This is a genomic window from Mucilaginibacter humi, assembly GCF_013087555.1.
Genome location: NZ_JABFCR010000025.1, coordinates 1 through 15,837, shown reverse-complemented (window position 1 = coordinate 15,837; position 15,837 = coordinate 1). Strand labels below are relative to the sequence as shown.

The window sequence follows — 15,837 nt, the reverse complement described above, 5'->3', positions numbered from 1 at the left end:
CTTAATTGGTTTCGGCAATATCATCATCCACATCCTGGTGGCTGTATACCAGTTTGCGGTAAGTTACTGCTAATAGTATATTAACGAAAGGGTAGGTAAATATTATGGCTATGGAGATAAAGCCAAATCCATCATACCGGATAATGCTGCGGGGAGGGCAATAAATAATAAAATTATGCACAACATGATCAATACTTTAAAAAAGTACCCTTTTGTTAGCTGAAAGCTTTGGCGTATTGATTCGAAAGCGCCCGATTGATCATCAACTACAAACGTAATGAAAAACATAATTCGCAGCGCGATATATAATGTTAGCAAGGCCGCGATATTTTCTAATAAAGTTTGAATGTTGGGATAATCATCAAACCTGGTCATCAGAAAATGGAATGTTGTTACCGGGAAGGCTATAAAGAAAACTACGATCAGGTAACTTACTATGCTTTTGAATGCCGGTAATACCGGTTAAACTCAAATTCATAATACTCACTGTCAATAACGGTAAATATTAATTTATAAAGACCAAGCGTGGTATAGGCTTGCACAAATATCATAATAAATGAAACCGCCATTTTCCCCCAGAAAGCTTCGGGCGAGATCACATACTCGGTAATGATACCTAAAACAGAAAGCAGCAAAAATGATATAAATGAATAAACAATTATAGTTACAAAGTTTTTCTTGAAAATTGTCCGGGCAGATTTTGTTGTTTCTGCTATAGAAAAGGGGTGATACATACTTTATTTACCAGCTTTTTATTATTACGCGCCTCCAGAAATCCTGTATAAAACCAAGCCCGTAAGCTGTTAGTTGGATGAAGGAAGCCACTACGCTCAAAAATGCAATTTTTACTGACTTATTTTTACTTAATGAATGAAAAAATATTAACAAAATAATAAGTGCCGCAATTATATTGCATAAGGTAGCTATTTGCCAGTTAAATATATTTGAAATTGCTGTAAATAATACGCATAACGTAAATATGGCCGGAAAGAAATGTACCGCCTTAAGCTCGTTAGGGAAGAACTTATAAACATTAATGCGCGCCCTGCCAAAAAAATGCAATTGCTTATAAAATTGCAGAAAGTTTGTACGGCGTTTATGGTAAACTTTTGCCCGCGGAATTAAGCCGATCTTAAAGCCCATTTTATGGATGCGGATACTGTATTCGATATCCTCGCCAGAGCGGGTGATGATAAAGCCACCGGCTTTTTCCCATACCTGCCTGGAGATACCCATATTAAAACTACGCGGGTGAAACTGGCCAAGACTTTTTTATTCCCCCTTATGCCGCCGGTTGTAAATGGCGACGTCATGGCATAGCTGATTGCTTTTTGAGTAGGAGTGAAAGATGGGTGAGCTGCATCCGGGCCGCCATAGGCATCCAGCCAGTTTTCGGAAAGCGAGTTGTTGACTATTTCCGTGGTAATCCTCGGGAATCAAACAGTCCGAATCAAATATGATAAAGTAATCGCCTTTGGCGCGCTCGAAGGCATAGTTGCGTGCAAAGCCCCGGCCGGCGTTTTCTTTTACAAAGTATTTAATATCAAGCTGGCCGGCGAAACTTTTAACTATTTCTTCAGCATCATCCTTTGATCCATCCTCAATAACCAGCACCTCGAAGTTTTTATAGGTTTGCTGGGTGAGTGTTTCCAACAATTCTTTTATTTCTTGCGGGCGGTTGTATAAGGGTATGATGATGGAGAAAAACATTCTTTAATTTGATGATTTGAAAATTTGATGATTTGAAGATTGAGTTAAACGCGCAATATTTTCAAATTGACGCATTTTCAAATCTTCAAATACTATCTTCTATCTGATAATTATTCCGCTCGGGGCGCTGCGGGCTACCAGTTCGGCAACGAAGCCGGTTAAAAACAATTGCGAACCTATTATAATAGCAACTAAGGCAATATAAAATAAGGGCTGGGCTGTTACCTCGCGTGAAACCTTGATATGATTTGCTATGTCGTAAAGCTTTTCGCCTATAATCCATATCGCACAAACGGTTCCTGCAAAGAAGCTTAGGGCACCAATAGCACCAAAGAAGTGCATTGGGCGCTTACCAAACTTACCTACAAAAATATCGATAGTAAGTCTAAAAAACCATTAATAAAGCGGCTTAGCCCAAATTTTGTTACACCGTATTTACGTGCGCGGTGCTCAACTATTTGCTCGCCTATTTTTGTAAAGCCTGCCCACTTGGCTATAACAGGGATATAGCGGTGCATTTCGCCGTATATCTCTATGTTTTTTACTACTGTTTTACGGTAAGCTTTTAAACCGCAATTAAAATCGTGCAGGTTATTTATGCCCGACATTTTACGCGTGGCCCAGTTAAATAATTTAGTAGGAATGGTTTTAGTCAGGGGTCATATCGCTTAGCTTTCCAGCCTGATATCAAATCGTATTTCTCTTCTGTTATGCGGCGATATAATTCGGGGATCTCATCAGGGCTATCTTGTAAATCAGCATCCATGGTGATAACCACATTACCCTCTGCGGCTTCAAAACCCACATTTAATCCGGCAGACTTGCCATAATTGCGCCTGAATTTAATACCCTTTATAAAAGGATTATTTAAACGCAGCTTTTGGATCATCTCCCATGAACCATCTGTACTGCCATCATCAATTAATATTATCTCGTACAGGAAGCCGTGTTCGTCCATTACTTTGCTTATCCGGGAGGTAAGCTCGGGTAATGATTCAACTTCGTTATATAAAGGTATTACAACTGATATATCCATTTATTGGTAGTAGGTCAAGAGCTAATGCTATTCTTCAAGCCCATGCAAAAATATAAAAAATGAGGAATGATTTACAGGCATCTTAATCAATTCTCCAATAAGCCATGCACGCGTTCCGATTCATGCTTCAGGTCGTCAAAATTAAACCCGGCAACCCAGCAATTTTCATCAAAACTATAATTTATTACCGCTATAACGGCCAGGTTGTCCGTTTTCTTATCGTGATAATCATAATCCCATAAAATTGCCTGCAGGCCATCATATAGTTTTATTTTCTTGTTGTCCGCCCGCAGGACGTTGTCGTCCCCGGTAAAAAGTTTTACTCCCGTGGCACACCGGTTGTTAAAGTCGACTTTTAATACTATCCGGCCGTTGATTATGGACAGGTTATCCCTGCTTAACAGGTAAACTATTGCACTGCCAACCAATGTCGTGACCATACTGCCCAGCCATAGCCAGTAGCCTATCCTGTATCCGGTTATATAAGAGGTAACGTTAGGTTGTACATCTGATATCGTAGCAGCTAATAAAAATGATGCAGAAAGCAAAGTAGCTATTAAACTAAAAATCATGGCCTGTTTGGGCTTCTTATTGATCTGCGACCATGCAGCCCATATTAATGGATTGGCGTACCAGGTTAAACCCGCAAGGCTCATAATACCACCAATAGCACCCAACGCCACGATAGATATACCCATCCAGTGATTACCGCAAGAGCCTGTGATGCAATAGGCTTGCTGTGTTAGCGAAAGCCCATACAAACCCATACTGCTCACTAAAGTTATTTTGATTACTATGGCTTGTGATTTGGTTTTCATTTGTGGTGTTAACGCTACTACAAATTAAACAACTATCGGTAAATATTTAACATAAATTAACTTGTATGTTAAGGTTTGTTAAAGTTTTATAAATCAGTAAGATGTGTTTTACTTTAGGGTGTGCTAAAACTAAACCCTCACTGTATGCGGCTTGCCGGTGTATTTATATTTTTGTTTTTTGCCGGCAAGCTTAGCGCACAACAACAATCAATCACAATATTTGATGACGATACAAAACTACCCGTTATAAGTGCTACCGTACGCGTTAAAAATCAATGCTTACTTTTAGTGATGTTGACGGTAGGGCTACATTAAATTTTAATCATATATTGGTTGGCGATACACTTAAAATAACTCATATAGGTTACAGGCCCCGGCAGTTTATTATAGGACAAGCAAAAATGCCTTCAAAAATTTATTTACAGCCTGATAGTGTGATATTAAGCAGCGTTTTTATAAAAGGCCGGCGCACTAAAAACAGGATTCATTAAACCTCAGGAAAGAGTTTGCCAAAACGTTTGCATATAAACCGGTGGGTGTGGGGGATATTTTTGTAAAGCGATCTATATATGAACGGTCTAACCGGCCAAACAATACCAGCGAACTGGTTACTATTAATTTTTTACAGGTGATGCGATTGTTTGGCAAACACAAGGATAAAACAACCAAACTGCAGCGGACGCTGTTACAGGACGAAGAAGAGACTTATATATCGGGAAGGTTTTCAAAGGAAAAGATAAAATCAATAACTCATTTAAGCGATGATTCTGTAAGGATCTTCATGATAAGGTACCGGCCCGCGAAGACTAAGGTTGAGAAGATGAACGATTACGATATGCTGCTATACATCCGTAAATGCTATGCCGATTTTAAAAAGCTTTAATCGAACTGGTTTTGTAAACGTATTAGCCTGTCTATCATCAGGTTTACTTTATCCTGTTCGTTTTTTACAAAACGGCCCTTTAAATAAAACGTACAGAACAAAAGCCACAACGCGCTAAAACCATAAGCCGCAACTTTAAATGTTGTAGACGAACTTTGTAATACTTCAGAAAAGTATAATACCAGGCCGCAGCTAATAAGCAGCATATAAGCATAGAATAACCAGCCATAAACTACTGCGCGGTTTTTTTGATATTCTTTTAAGCTTTGCAGGTATTCGGTAGGGTTGGTGGTTATATCCTGCTTGCTGATAACGCGGTAGTCCCTTATCATCATCAATCCGTACAGCAATATGGTTATCATTATAATGATAATACCCACGTAGGTTACCCAGGGACGTGAATACTAAAAATAACATCACCCCAAGTACACCAATAAATGATAAAGACATGGTTATAATGCCCAGCAGCAGTTTCCTGCTCATTCCGCTCATTCCCTTCTTCACCTGTTTCAGCACATCATCTACTGAAAGCTGATCCTTTTTTGGCTGTTCCTGCCAAACCGACATTAAATGATCAAAGTCTTTCATACTGATTATATAATTCTGTCAATTTTTGTTTAATACGGAAAATCTTAACCCGTAAATTACCCTCAGATATACCCGAGATGTCTGCAATTTCAGGATATGGTAACTCGTCAAGCACCATAGTTATTATAATTCTTTCCGACTCTTCAAGCTTTGATATACATTTATACAATAACGCAACCTGCTCGTTCTTGTTAGAAACTTCCTCCATCTTACTCTCCGCTATCTGCGGTGTCAGCTCATCTTTTGCCTGTCGTTTCTCTGATCTTAAATAAGTTAAACAGGTGTTAACCGCTATCCGGTATATCCGTAGAGATCATTGCCTGGTTACGAAATTTATCCAGGTTTTGCCATACTTTTAAAAATGTTTCTTGTAACAGGTCGTTCGCAGCATCATCATCCCCGGTATAACCATAGCATAAATGGAATATCTTTTTTGAATTAGTTTCAAATATTTGCTTAAAGACAATTTCCTTTTCGCTCACAGTTATAGGTAAGTTTCTTAATTAGATGCAAAGATAGGAGTAATGTTACAACATATAATTACTCTTGCTAAACCAGCTTAGTTTTTTTTCGGCATCATCAAGCACCAGGTTGTAATCATTCACAAAATCATACTGCATATCCTCATGCAATTTGCCAATAGCTATGCGCGCTTTTTCTATCTGCCTGGTTAATATTAAGCGAAGAGGTTTGTAAGATGTACGCTTGTCGGCATATTGTATATAATTGGTGCAAAAGTTTAAAAGCAGTTCTATCTCTGCTTCTTTTGATGCCATAAATTTAGTGTACTTGCTTAGCAGCCTTAAAATTTTACGCAGGTATTTTGCGGCCTCATAACTGCGCACCGGTAACTGGCTAAACATAAACCCCGCTTCGGCTTTTACTTTCTCGATAAAGGCGGTGTCATTATCAGCCTCAAATAATAAGTAAGCCAATAACTCCTTATTCTCTTTTTTATGCCGGGCAAGGCGCAGGCATAATTCGGCAATTTGCAGCCCGGATAAGTGTTGCAACTCTTTTTTAATATCCTGTAAGCCATATACGGCTGTGCTCATGTTTTAAAAATTAATATATTTAGCAAAATAGTAAATAGTTGTAGCTTCGCACCGTTATATTTAGAAATGAAGAAAAACAAACTCACCCTCTATATTTTCATCGCCCTTATTTTGGGTGTTGTTGTTGGTTACATTTATAATGTTGCTGTACTTAAAGATTACAATAACAAAATTAGTGCCGCCGAAACCACCATCAAAGTTATTGATAATAAGCTGGTATTGTTAAAGGATACCAACGCGGTAGTATACAAAGACCTTAAAAAGAGAAATCGGCCCAGGCTAAAATTCGTAAGGAGAACGACACGATCCGCGAGGGTAAGGTGCAGTATTTCACATTGTTAAGCGATATATTTTTGAGGCTGATTAAGATGATCGTAGCGCCATTGGTATTCACAACCTTAGTGGTTGGTGTAGCTAAGGTAGGCGATATAAAAGCAGTTGGCCGCATAGGCGGGAAGACCTTGTTATGGTTTTTAAGTGCTACGCTGGTGTCCTTATTATTAGGGATGATATTGGTGAACCTGTTTCAACCCGGCCGCGAAATGCACTTGATGTTGCCTGATAGCCACCGGGTACCGACATTCAAAAGTCGGCGCTTTCGCTTAAAGATTTCATCAGCCATGTATTCCCGAAGAGTTTTTTCGAGTCGATGTCTAACAATGAGATCTTACAAATCGTTGTATTCGCCCTGTTTTTGGCGTTGCCACAGCATCAATTGGCCCGATGGGCGAGATCGTTGTAAAAGCGTTTGATGCCATTGCGCATGTTATATTAAAGATAACCGGTTATGTAATGAAGCTGGCGCCGTTAGCGGTGTTTGGTGCCATTACAGCCATTGTTGCCAAGCAGGGGTTAAGCATACTATCTACCTATGCCATTTTTATAGGCGAGTTCTATTTCTCGCTGATAGTTTTATGGGCCGTAATTATTTTAGCCGGTTTCTTTGTTTTAAGAGGGCGTGCATTTAAACTGGTAAGCAGTATTAAGGATGCGATGCTGGTAGCCTTTGGTACCTCAACCAGTGAAGCGGCTTATCCACGTGTGTTAATAGAGATGGAACGCTTTGGCTGCAGTAACAAAATTGTAAGCTTTGTATTACCGCTTGGCTATTCGTTTAACCTGGACGGCTCTATGATGTATATGACGTTTGCATCTTTGTTCCCCGCGCAATCCTACGGTATTCATTTATCCTTCGCACAGCAGCTTACTATGCTGTTAACGCTGATGTTAACCAGTAAGGGAATTGCGGGTGTGCCGCGTGCCTCGTTAGTGGTTATAGCGGGCACAATAGCTATGTTTGGTATCCCGGAAGCAGGCTTGGCCTTGTTGATCGGTATTGATCCTTTGTTGGATATGGGCCGCTCTGCAACCAACGTATTGGGTAACGCAATGGCAACAGCGGTAGTAAGTAAATGGGAGGGAGAGCTTACCAATGGAAATCACATCCCGGTCGAGGATCTATAATAAATCATTAAATCAATAATTAAATTCATGTTATCTAAGTCGAAAAAAATATTCCTTGCGCTAAGCATTATTCTACCGTTTCTATTTTATTGCTTGTATTACTATAATCACATGCTGAAAAACGCGCCCTATAAGTTTAGTGAGTTTGAGTCGATGAGCATTCAGTACGGCACCCGCGATAGCCTGGTGAATAAGTATGATTCAAAAACTGGCGACTATCAATATTTAAACCGTGCAGATTCTTTAGTTAAAATGAAGTTGCATTTAAGTAAAGATGATCTTTTATACCTGCACCGTAAGGCTGCCGACCTGGGTTTCTGGGATTTCCCGGTAGATGAAACCGGCGACAGCATAAAGGTAGGATCGAAACAGCCGGTGCGCTATATTATAGAGTTTAAATACCAGCGTAAAAGTAAAAAGGTAGTATTTGATACAAACTTTGATGGCGACATACGCCTGGTTGATGCTAACCTGGCGTAATAAAAGAAATTACCAATGTGCTAAACAAGGTAGAGGGTGATCAGAAAAAATAAAAGATGTGTTGTAATTTGAAATACAATTACCTATATTTGCACCTCGAATTTTAAAACATTAATTAACAAACCATGTACGCAATAGTAAGTATAGCAGGCCAGCAATTTAAAGTTGCTAAAGACCAGCAGATCTTTGTACACAGATTACAAGGTGACGAGGGCGCTAGTATTGAATTTGACAATGTGTTGTTAGGAGAAAACGAAGGTAAATTCAAATTAGGAACTGATTTGAAAAGCGCTAAGGTATCTGCTACGATCCTGTCTCATTTAAAAGGTGATAAAGTAATAATCTTCAAAAAGAAAAGAAGAAAAGGTTACAAAAAGAAAAACGGTCACCGTCAGCAATTTACCAAGATCCAGATCACCGGTATCACTTTATAATCAGATTTTTAAAACGATCAGCCTGAAGGCCGGTCATAAAAATATAAGAAAATGGCACACAAAAAAGGGGCCGGTAGTTCAAGAAACGGCCGCGAGTCACATAGCAAACGTTTAGGTATCAAGATATTTGGTGGTCAGCCGGCAATAGCAGGTAACATCATCGTACGTCAGCGTGGTACAAAACACAATCCTGGCCTTAACGTAGGTATCGGAAGAGACCATACTTTATTTGCTTTAGCAGCAGGCGAAGTAGTTTTCAAAAAGAAAGCAGACAACCGTTCATACGTATCTGTTATTCCTTTTGCAACTGCACCGGTAGCAGAAGATCTGGCACCAGCACCTAAAGCAAAAGCAGCAGCTAAACCGGCACCAGTTGCAGAGGTTGCTCCTGAAGTTGTAGCAGAAACTGCTGCACCGGCTGAAGAAGCTGCTCCAAAAGCAAAAAAAAGCACCAGCTAAAAAAAAGCTGCTGACGCTGAAGAAGCACCGGCTGCTGAGTAATGTAGAGACGCAATATTTTGCGTCTGATAGAAATAGAAAGCCCTTATCAAATTTGATAAGGGTTTTTTGTTTTATAATCTGTCATGCTGAACTTGTTTCAGCATCCCACTTGCTCAATAAATGTTTACCTGTCTGTGAGATGCCGAAACGAGTTCGGCATGACTAATCTATTTATGCCTGATGCTTCACAGGTATTTCTCCCATCTCTAAAACCAACGTCCCACCGTTAACCAGGTCCCGGTGCGAGAACCATAGTTTATCCAGCTTCCTGCCATTCATAGAAGCCGACTGGATATACTTCTTAGTTTTGGATGATCCCTTAGCAATCAAAGTAAACATCTTGCCATTCGGCAGATCAATAGTTACTTTACTAAACAACGGACTGGTAATGGTATACATAGGCGAACCGGGCTTAACCGGGAAGAAGCCCATAGCTGTGAATACGACTACTGATGACATTGACCCGCCGTCCTCATCGCCGCAAACGCCTAATACGTTATCTTTAAAATAAACATCCAGTATAAACCGTGTCCATTTCTGTGTTTTCCGGGGACTGTTGGTGTAATTAAAGAAGTACGGGATCTGGAACGAACACTGGTTACCCATAGAGAACTGGCCTATTAATCCAGTCATATCCGGAAACTTGGCGTAGAAGGCGGCACGACTGCTACCCGGCCTTCACGGAAAAGCTGGTCGAGCTCGGCCTCGAACTTATCCTTACCGCCCATCAGTTCTATCAATCCTTCAATATCATGGGTCACGCCAAATTTGTAAGTATACGCGTTATTCTCGTTGTAATAAGATTGGTTATTATAAGTCCTTTCCGTTGATTTTGGATCAATCGGTACCCATTCGCCTTTGTCGTTCTTTGGCATAAACAGCATCTTGTCGTTGCTCCAAAGTTTTTTATAATTACTGGCCCTTGGTGCAAACTTTAGGTGCACCGCGTTATTGCCCAACTCTTTGCCCAATTCGCTCACTGCCCAATCGTTGTAGCTTGCCGCTATAGTTACCGCAACCGCCGAGCGGGCACCGCGCTTAGCCTTCGCAACCGCGTCATTCTCAGCCTCACCGATGTTCAGGGCGGGGTAGTAACCTTTTTCGTAATAAAAGTCTTCCAACGCGCCTTTAGGGCCGTTTGTAGAGGCAAGCATGGTGGCCTGCTCCGCATTCTTTAGCATGCCCTCTAATGCTTTCTTAGTATCGAAGTTACGGACACCCTTACGGTAAGCATCCAAAAACATCACCGACGAATAGAAGCCGAACATACCCGGGCGGTCGCCAAATACTTTAGGATACTCGGGCATCCAGCCGCTCTGCTCATACATGTTAACGTACGATTGCAGCATATCGCCCTCCTGTGCAGGATTAAGAATACAACGCAAGGGGTGCTGCGCTATGTAATCACCCCGTATAATCATCCGTATACATGTTGCGTTTATCATCATGCACCTTATCGTCGTAACCGCTGAAGTACGTGCCACCGCTTTCGGTGATGTTGAACATACGCACATAGCTGCGGTACAGCGCCGTATAGAACGTTCGTTTTTGACCAACATTACCGCCCTCAACCTTTATCTTGCCAATCTCTTTTCGCCAGATCTCTTTACCCTGCGCGGCCAACTGGTCGAAAGTAATATGGGCAAACTCCTCGATATAGTTCTTCTTCGCCTGCTCCGGACTGATAAAGGAAACCGCAAATCTGAACTCGACGGTATCTGCATCGGTTTTAGCATAGCTCATAGCTACCTTTTCGCCATTCATCATTTTAGGTGTAGCTAAGGCACCCTGAACGGTATATTTACCCCAGTCTTTATCACCATTTGATTTGGCACTTACCGGCTTGCCTGAAAAAGTACCGTACATGTAAGCCTTGCCGCGTTGCGCATGGATACTATCGATAACAATCTCGGTACCTGTAATGGTGCCATCAGGCGCTATATCATATAAGCCATTATCATAGCAATGGGTAAGTAATACATGTTTTGCAACACCTTTAGGATAGCTGAACCGGTATATACCACCACGTCTACCCACCGTATGTTCAACACGTATGTCTTTATCAATCAGCGTAGTTGCATAATACCGGGGGCGGGTTACTTCCATATCATGATCGTAGGTAAGGCGCTCGTTCCAGTCGGCATCGCTTAGCGTACCTTTTGCCGGCCTTACAGAGAAGATAACCTGAGGTGTAATTACATTCAACGACAATAACGGGAATCCGGATACCGGTCATCCGGTAATCCCGGCGCCTGGGGTGTGTTCGCACCATTTGGTTGGGTAAATGTACCACCGGGCGGTTTGTATTCAACAGCGGGGCTATATTGCCTATTATAGGGTCGATGTATTGCAGGTAGTCTTCTTCGGGTTTGGCTGTGTCTTCTGGCGGTGTATTTGTAGCGGCTTTTACAGTAACAGGTATGGCCGCAGCCGCAGCCAGCATACCACCGGCTTGCATAAACCTGCGTCTTGAAATTCCGTCTTTTGCTTCGTCTTTCATATATTTTAGGAGGTTAACCTTTGGTCGCTTCGCGGATAGCCCGTCCGGCAGCATCAATAAGGTTCAGTTTCATTTCAGAGTATTTGCGGGACAGGATAATACCATCGGCACCGGCCTTATAAGCGGCAAGCGTTGCTTTGTAAACATCATCAGGCGATTGCTTGCGGCTGTTCTTTCCTGTCGGGATGCCAATATCAATGCCGGGTAGTATCAGGCATTTGCCTTTTACACCTTTAAGCGCGCGTTGTGTTTCGCGATAAACATAGTCGGGGGACAAGCCGGCTATCGGCAGATCATTATATGAAGCTTCATTTTCGCTGTAACCTAATAGGCGGCTATTAAACCGCATTAGTTCCTCGTGCGGGATGTCCTTGAACATTGTCAAACCGATGTTTTTAATAAAATGCTGGTAACGCTCGCCGCCGCAGTTGTTATAAACTACAATCTTCAGGAAATCAACCCGGGTAGCCAGGTCTGCATAATCGCGCGTAGCGCGAAAGAAAGGATTAAAAGAGTTAACATGTTCAATATGTAAACCGACCAACTGTTTCTTACCAAGCGCCTTAATTGCTTTATAAACATCATCAACAATTTGGTGCTTGCCATAATCAAACAGCTGATCCCGGGCTACTATCTCCGGATACTGCAGCATGATGCGTTGGAACTCGACATAATACCCATCACTTGGCCGCTGATCAGCTAAAGCTGCTTTTGCAAAGGCATCCAGTTTATGATATCCTTCTTTGGTACGTTCGAAATTGATACCGCGTTTCTTGGCCGCTTCCTGGTGATACTGGCAAAAGCAGGTTGATTTAGATGGATCTACCGTACCAACCAAATGGCTTGCACCCAAAGCGTTCAATAAAGGGCCGCTGCGTTCGTTAAAAAATACTAAACCGTCCGTGTCATAGCTTGCACAAGTATCAGTAGCCGGGGCCGTCCAAAAGCCCGGACATTGGGATTGAACAGGCAAGTTGTTTTTGTTTTGCGTCCCATCAGATCAACCTCGCGGCAATCGTCAATCCCCGGTACATCGTCGCGCCACTGGTCTTCAATGGTGGCAAATACTTTCATTCCGCGTTTGCGGGTACCTTTTATAACTTCGGCAACGAGGTCACGATTACCATATTCCGGCGACCGGGTACCTTTTAAAGTTGTGTTTTTATAGTATTGGGGATGAGGGATGGCGTAATTACCTCCGTGGTAATTCAAGTCTTTTTCCTGTGGCCCATGATCTGGAAAAGGTTGCCCGCCAACCTGCCTGCCTGAAAGGCCATCACCATAAGTAAATGTATTTAAAAATATGGTGTTGATGGCACCGCGTTTTTGCAGGGTATCCAATACACTATCAACGCCTTCGTCAGCAAATGATGCCATGCCTACCTGCAGTCCATTTATCAACTCTTTGGCGGGCTTATTAGCCGCAAATGCCGATAGCTTTACCAGCGGACCGGCAGCTACTAAAGCAGCCAGTGTTGCACTGTTTTTAATGAATGTGCGACGCGGATTTTTACCAGCAGCCGAAGCAACAGGGGATAGCTTTTGGGGTTTCATAAAATCAGTTTAATATTGGTTGACTAAATATGCTAAATCTTTTTAGCATAATAGGTTACAGCCGCTGTAAAAAAGCTGATACTATGATTCCCTGATCCTAAAGCTTATAGGGACGGTACAAGTACACGTATGGGTTTACGGTCTTCAGACCTTGCTTGAGCAAGTCGTTAACAGTTTTTTCGTATCTAAAGTTACTAATATTCCCTCACCATCAAACTATCTGCAAAATCGCGCAGGTATTGTTTGTTTTCTTCCGGGAGATTGATCTTTTCTAATGCTTCAAAAGCTTTATCAGCATAGGTATGCATGGTAGTTTCGGCGTGTTGCCTTACCTGTAAATCACTATAAATTGCAGTTACGGCTTCCACTTTTTCCTGCTGATCAAATTGTTCGGCCTTGATCCATTTGTTCAACTCGGCTTTTTGGTCAGTATTAGCTAACTCTAATGTTTTTATTAACAGGTAAGTTTTTTTGTTGGATATGATATCACCGCCAACCTGTTTACCAAACTTCTCAGGCGAACCATATACATCCGGGATATCATCCTGTAACTGGAAAGCCAGGCCAAGGTTCTCGCCAAATTCGGCAATCAGCTCGGCATCTTTCATATCGGCTCCGCCTAATATCGATCCTATTTTTAAAGCACCACCTAATACTACAGCAGTTTTAAGGCGGATCATGTAAATATACTCGTCTATCTTTACATCGTTGCGTACCTCAAAATCCATATCCAATTGCTGGCCCTCGCAAACACCTACTGCTGTGTTGTTAAATATATCCAATATAACCCGCAGCAGCCTATCCTCAACCTGCATCATCAGCTTATAACCTTCTATCAGCATCACATCACCTGATAGAATGGCCGCGTTTTGGTTCCACTTTTCGTGCACGGTGGTTTTGCCACGGCGTAGCGGAGCGTTGTCCATGATATCATCATGCATCAGCGTAAAATTATGGAACACTTCGATTGCAAGGGCAGGGGGTAACGCTTTTTCAACATCGCCACCAAAAAGGTCGCAGGCCATTAATAACAGGGCCGGGCGCATGCGTTTGCCACCCATACTCAGGATGTACGCTATAGGCTCGTATAACTCGGCGGGGTACACCGGGTATTTAAGATTAGTAACCGCTTTATCAATTAATTGCTGCAGGTCTTGTAGTTCTCTCATAGTAATAAGTTACAGGCAATATTAATCCTGTACTAACGAAAAATCAATTTGTTTTTTAGCGAGGTCGACGTTTTTTACACGTATTTTAACCTCATCGCCCAGTTGGTAAATTTTCTTTTTACGCTGACCAATGATGGCATAATTTTTCTCGTCTAAGGTATAAAAATCGTCAGAGATATCGCGTAGCCTGATCATTCCTTCGCATTTATTTTCAATGATCTCTACATACATGCCCCACTCTGTAACGCCTGATATAATACCGCTGTAAACACCGCCCACCGGTCTTTCAAAAAATTCTGCCTGTTTGTACTTCACTGATGAGCGTTCGGCATCGGCAGCTTTCTTTTCCATTGCTGAAGCATGCTGGCACATTTTTTCATAATGATCTGCATTAACAGATTGGCCGCCATCTAAATAATGCTGCAATAAACGGTGCACCATCACATCCGGATAGCGGCGGATGGGCGAAGTGAAATGTGTATAATGATCAAACGCCAAACCGTAGTGACTGCTGGTTTTGGTAGTATAAATAGCTTTAGCCATAGACCGGATAGCCAGGTGGGTCAATACATTCGCTTCTTTTTGCCTTCTACATCCTCCATCAAAAAGTTAAGTGACCTGGCAGTTTCTTTGTCGGATTTGGTATTGATCTTATATCCAAATCGCGCAGCAAAGTTAGCAAAGCTGGCCAAAGCATCAGGCTTAGGCGAATCGTGCGCACGGTAAACGAATGTGTACTTATGCTTTCCTTTACCTTTTTGCTTACAAACTCGGCTACCTTACGGTTGGCTAAAAGCATAAAATCTTCTATCAGTTTGTGTGCATCCTTACGCTCTTTTACATATACTCCTGTTGGTTTGCCTTTATCATCAAGAATAAATTTAACCTCGGTAGTTTCAAAGCTAATGGCGCCGTTTTTAAATTTACGATCACGTAGTATGTAGGCCAGTTCATTCAGCTTTAATATCTCCTTTGTAAAGTCGCCTTGCTTGGTTTCAATAACCTCCTGTGCTTCCTCATAGGTAAAACGACGGTTTGAGTTGATGACCGTTTTCCCGAACCACTCATTCTGGATATTTGCCTGTTCGTCAAGTTCAAATACTGCTGCAAAGCAAAGTTTATCTTCGTTTGGACGTAGGGAGCATAAACCGTTTGATAACCGCTCGGGCAACATCGGGATAACCCTGTCTACCAGATAAACTGATGTGCCACGATCAAAAGCCTCCTTATCCAAAGCTGAGTCAGGAATGATGTAGTGCGATACATCCGCAATGTGTACACCTACTTCGTAATTACCGTTTTCTAATATTTTAAAAGATACGGCATCATCAAAATCCTTGGCATCAAATGGGTCGATAGTGAAAGTGGTAACGTTTCTGAAGTCACGGCGTTTGGCAACTTCCTGAGGGGTTATATCCGCTGAAATCTCTTCTGCATCCTGCTCAACCTCTTTAGGAAAGGAGAGCGGAAAGCCATACTCGGCAAGAATGGCGTTCATTTCAGTATCATTCTCGCCCTGCGCACCTAAAATATGTTTGATGCGGCCGACGGGATTTTTAGCCCGGGCTGGCCAGTCGGTTATCTCGGCAACTGCTTTAATTCCGTTTTTAGCGCCGTTAAGTTCACCCATTGGGATGAAGATATC

At 41.9% G+C, this 15,837-nt stretch carries 18 protein-coding genes and 6 pseudogenes; 7 read left to right on the top strand and 17 right to left on the bottom strand.

The features are described from left to right. Position 1 precedes the first annotated feature (1 nt). The 6 genes and pseudogenes from HK413_RS06830 to HK413_RS06805 form a co-directional block, all read right to left on the bottom strand. Positions 2-181 carry a hypothetical protein gene (locus HK413_RS06830; protein ID WP_175269621.1) on the bottom strand — a complete coding sequence of 60 codons (180 nt, stop codon included), beginning with the start codon at positions 179-181 and terminating at the stop codon, positions 2-4. Further along, on the bottom strand, positions 109-375 hold the full coding sequence (locus HK413_RS22055) for a glycerophosphoryl diester phosphodiesterase membrane domain-containing protein (protein WP_175269635.1): 267 nt from the start codon (positions 373-375) through the stop codon (positions 109-111). The genes HK413_RS06830 and HK413_RS22055 overlap by 73 nt, the downstream gene beginning before the upstream one ends. Before the next feature lie 59 nt (positions 376-434). Next, entirely contained in the window at positions 435-734 is a 300-nt protein-coding gene (locus HK413_RS06820; RefSeq protein WP_175269634.1) for a hypothetical protein, read from the bottom strand. A gap of 7 nt (positions 735-741) precedes the next feature. After that, a pseudogene (locus tag HK413_RS06815) lies at positions 742-1,710 on the bottom strand (glycosyltransferase). 85 nt (positions 1,711-1,795) lie between these two features. Beyond that, positions 1,796-2,746: pseudogene (locus HK413_RS06810) on the bottom strand (glycosyltransferase family 2 protein). Positions 2,747-2,832: 86 nt separating this feature from the next. Next, positions 2,833-3,564 carry a DUF1761 domain-containing protein gene (locus tag HK413_RS06805; RefSeq protein WP_175269633.1) on the bottom strand — a complete coding sequence of 244 codons (732 nt, stop codon included), beginning with the start codon at positions 3,562-3,564 and terminating at the stop codon, positions 2,833-2,835. 538 nt (positions 3,565-4,102) lie between these two features. Here HK413_RS06805 and HK413_RS06800 point away from each other — a divergent pair. Beyond that, complete coding sequence (locus tag HK413_RS06800) at positions 4,103-4,447, top strand: hypothetical protein (RefSeq protein WP_175269632.1); 345 nt, start codon at positions 4,103-4,105, stop codon at positions 4,445-4,447. Here the strand turns inward: HK413_RS06800 and HK413_RS06795 are convergent. Further along, entirely contained in the window at positions 4,444-4,827 is a 384-nt protein-coding gene (locus HK413_RS06795; protein ID WP_175269631.1) for a hypothetical protein, read from the bottom strand. The genes HK413_RS06800 and HK413_RS06795 overlap by 4 nt on opposite strands. 17 nt (positions 4,828-4,844) lie before the next feature. Here HK413_RS06795 and HK413_RS14990 point away from each other — a divergent pair, with 17 nt between their 5' ends. Continuing rightward, positions 4,845-4,982, top strand: coding sequence for a hypothetical protein (locus HK413_RS14990; protein ID WP_217452123.1), 138 nt, complete (start codon positions 4,845-4,847; stop codon positions 4,980-4,982). Between the two features lie 39 nt (positions 4,983-5,021). On the opposite strand, the pseudogene HK413_RS06790 reads toward HK413_RS14990, so the two are convergent. Both HK413_RS06790 and HK413_RS06785 read right to left on the bottom strand, forming a co-directional pair. Next, positions 5,022-5,517, bottom strand: a pseudogene (locus HK413_RS06790) (RNA polymerase sigma factor). Positions 5,518-5,562: 45 nt separating this feature from the next. Further along, positions 5,563-6,090 carry a hypothetical protein gene (locus tag HK413_RS06785; protein WP_175269630.1) on the bottom strand — a complete coding sequence of 176 codons (528 nt, stop codon included), beginning with the start codon at positions 6,088-6,090 and terminating at the stop codon, positions 5,563-5,565. A gap of 368 nt (positions 6,091-6,458) precedes the next feature. On the opposite strand from HK413_RS06785, the pseudogene HK413_RS19515 reads away from it, so the two are divergent. The 5 genes and pseudogenes from HK413_RS19515 to rpmA all read left to right on the top strand — a co-directional run. Next, positions 6,459-6,572: pseudogene (locus HK413_RS19515) on the top strand (cation:dicarboxylate symporter family transporter); the annotation flags it as partial. A gap of 98 nt (positions 6,573-6,670) precedes the next feature. Then, positions 6,671-7,554 (top strand): annotated as a pseudogene (locus tag HK413_RS06780) (dicarboxylate/amino acid:cation symporter). A gap of 111 nt (positions 7,555-7,665) precedes the next feature. Then, positions 7,666-8,034: a hypothetical protein gene (locus HK413_RS06775; RefSeq protein ID WP_175269629.1), complete on the top strand. Its 369-nt coding sequence runs from the start codon at positions 7,666-7,668 to the stop codon at positions 8,032-8,034. Between the two features lie 125 nt (positions 8,035-8,159). Further along, entirely contained in the window at positions 8,160-8,468 is a 309-nt protein-coding gene (gene rplU, locus HK413_RS06770; RefSeq protein WP_175269628.1) for a 50S ribosomal protein L21, read from the top strand. A 51-nt stretch (positions 8,469-8,519) separates the two neighbouring features. Then, on the top strand, positions 8,520-8,927 hold the full coding sequence (gene rpmA / locus HK413_RS06765) for a 50S ribosomal protein L27 (protein ID WP_175269627.1): 408 nt from the start codon (positions 8,520-8,522) through the stop codon (positions 8,925-8,927). 213 nt (positions 8,928-9,140) lie between these two features. Here rpmA and HK413_RS19505 read toward each other — a convergent pair whose 3' ends face one another. The 8 genes and pseudogenes from HK413_RS19505 to rnr all read right to left on the bottom strand — a co-directional run. Continuing rightward, positions 9,141-9,602, bottom strand: coding sequence for a glycoside hydrolase domain-containing protein (locus HK413_RS19505; protein WP_175269626.1), 462 nt, complete (start codon positions 9,600-9,602; stop codon positions 9,141-9,143). Continuing rightward, a complete protein-coding gene (locus HK413_RS19500) occupies positions 9,599-10,390 on the bottom strand; it encodes a glycoside hydrolase domain-containing protein (protein WP_175269625.1) in 792 nt (263 codons plus the stop codon). Before HK413_RS19500 ends, HK413_RS19505 begins: the two co-directional genes overlap by 4 nt. Next, a complete protein-coding gene (locus HK413_RS19495; RefSeq protein WP_217452122.1) occupies positions 10,374-11,174 on the bottom strand; it encodes a glycoside hydrolase domain-containing protein in 801 nt (266 codons plus the stop codon). The genes HK413_RS19500 and HK413_RS19495 overlap by 17 nt, the downstream gene beginning before the upstream one ends. Then, a complete protein-coding gene (locus tag HK413_RS06745) occupies positions 11,077-11,469 on the bottom strand; it encodes a twin-arginine translocation signal domain-containing protein (RefSeq protein WP_175269623.1) in 393 nt (130 codons plus the stop codon). The genes HK413_RS19495 and HK413_RS06745 overlap by 98 nt, the downstream gene beginning before the upstream one ends. 13 nt (positions 11,470-11,482) lie before the next feature. Next, positions 11,483-12,331 carry a hypothetical protein gene (locus tag HK413_RS14985; RefSeq protein WP_217452121.1) on the bottom strand — a complete coding sequence of 283 codons (849 nt, stop codon included), beginning with the start codon at positions 12,329-12,331 and terminating at the stop codon, positions 11,483-11,485. Between the two features lie 29 nt (positions 12,332-12,360). After that, a complete protein-coding gene (locus HK413_RS14980; RefSeq protein ID WP_217452120.1) occupies positions 12,361-13,023 on the bottom strand; it encodes a hypothetical protein in 663 nt (220 codons plus the stop codon). A 194-nt stretch (positions 13,024-13,217) separates the two neighbouring features. Continuing rightward, positions 13,218-14,192 carry a polyprenyl synthetase family protein gene (locus HK413_RS06735; RefSeq protein ID WP_175269622.1) on the bottom strand — a complete coding sequence of 325 codons (975 nt, stop codon included), beginning with the start codon at positions 14,190-14,192 and terminating at the stop codon, positions 13,218-13,220. A gap of 21 nt (positions 14,193-14,213) precedes the next feature. Further along, a pseudogene (gene rnr / locus HK413_RS06730) lies at positions 14,214-15,837 on the bottom strand (ribonuclease R); the annotation flags it as partial.

What these genes read in the sequence shown, in the direction of transcription:
- HK413_RS22055 (WP_175269635.1), bottom strand. Translation starts at nt 375, where the DNA reads ATGACCAGGTTTGATGATTATCCCAACATTCAAACTTTATTAGAAAAT.
- HK413_RS06820 (WP_175269634.1), bottom strand. Translation starts at nt 734, where the DNA reads ATGTATCACCCCTTTTCTATAGCAGAAACAACAAAATCTGCCCGGACA.
- HK413_RS06805 (WP_175269633.1), bottom strand. Translation starts at nt 3,564, where the DNA reads ATGAAAACCAAATCACAAGCCATAGTAATCAAAATAACTTTAGTGAGC.
- HK413_RS06785 (WP_175269630.1), bottom strand. Translation starts at nt 6,090, where the DNA reads ATGAGCACAGCCGTATATGGCTTACAGGATATTAAAAAAGAGTTGCAA.
- HK413_RS06775 (WP_175269629.1), top strand. Translation starts at nt 7,666, where the DNA reads ATGCTGAAAAACGCGCCCTATAAGTTTAGTGAGTTTGAGTCGATGAGC.
- rplU (WP_175269628.1), top strand. Translation starts at nt 8,160, where the DNA reads ATGTACGCAATAGTAAGTATAGCAGGCCAGCAATTTAAAGTTGCTAAA.
- rpmA (WP_175269627.1), top strand. Translation starts at nt 8,520, where the DNA reads ATGGCACACAAAAAAGGGGCCGGTAGTTCAAGAAACGGCCGCGAGTCA.
- HK413_RS19505 (WP_175269626.1), bottom strand. Translation starts at nt 9,602, where the DNA reads ATGACTGGATTAATAGGCCAGTTCTCTATGGGTAACCAGTGTTCGTTC.
- HK413_RS19500 (WP_175269625.1), bottom strand. Translation starts at nt 10,390, where the DNA reads ATGATTATACGGGGTGATTACATAGCGCAGCACCCCTTGCGTTGTATT.
- HK413_RS06745 (WP_175269623.1), bottom strand. Translation starts at nt 11,469, where the DNA reads ATGAAAGACGAAGCAAAAGACGGAATTTCAAGACGCAGGTTTATGCAA.
- HK413_RS14980 (WP_217452120.1), bottom strand. Translation starts at nt 13,023, where the DNA reads ATGAAACCCCAAAAGCTATCCCCTGTTGCTTCGGCTGCTGGTAAAAAT.
- HK413_RS06735 (WP_175269622.1), bottom strand. Translation starts at nt 14,192, where the DNA reads ATGAGAGAACTACAAGACCTGCAGCAATTAATTGATAAAGCGGTTACT.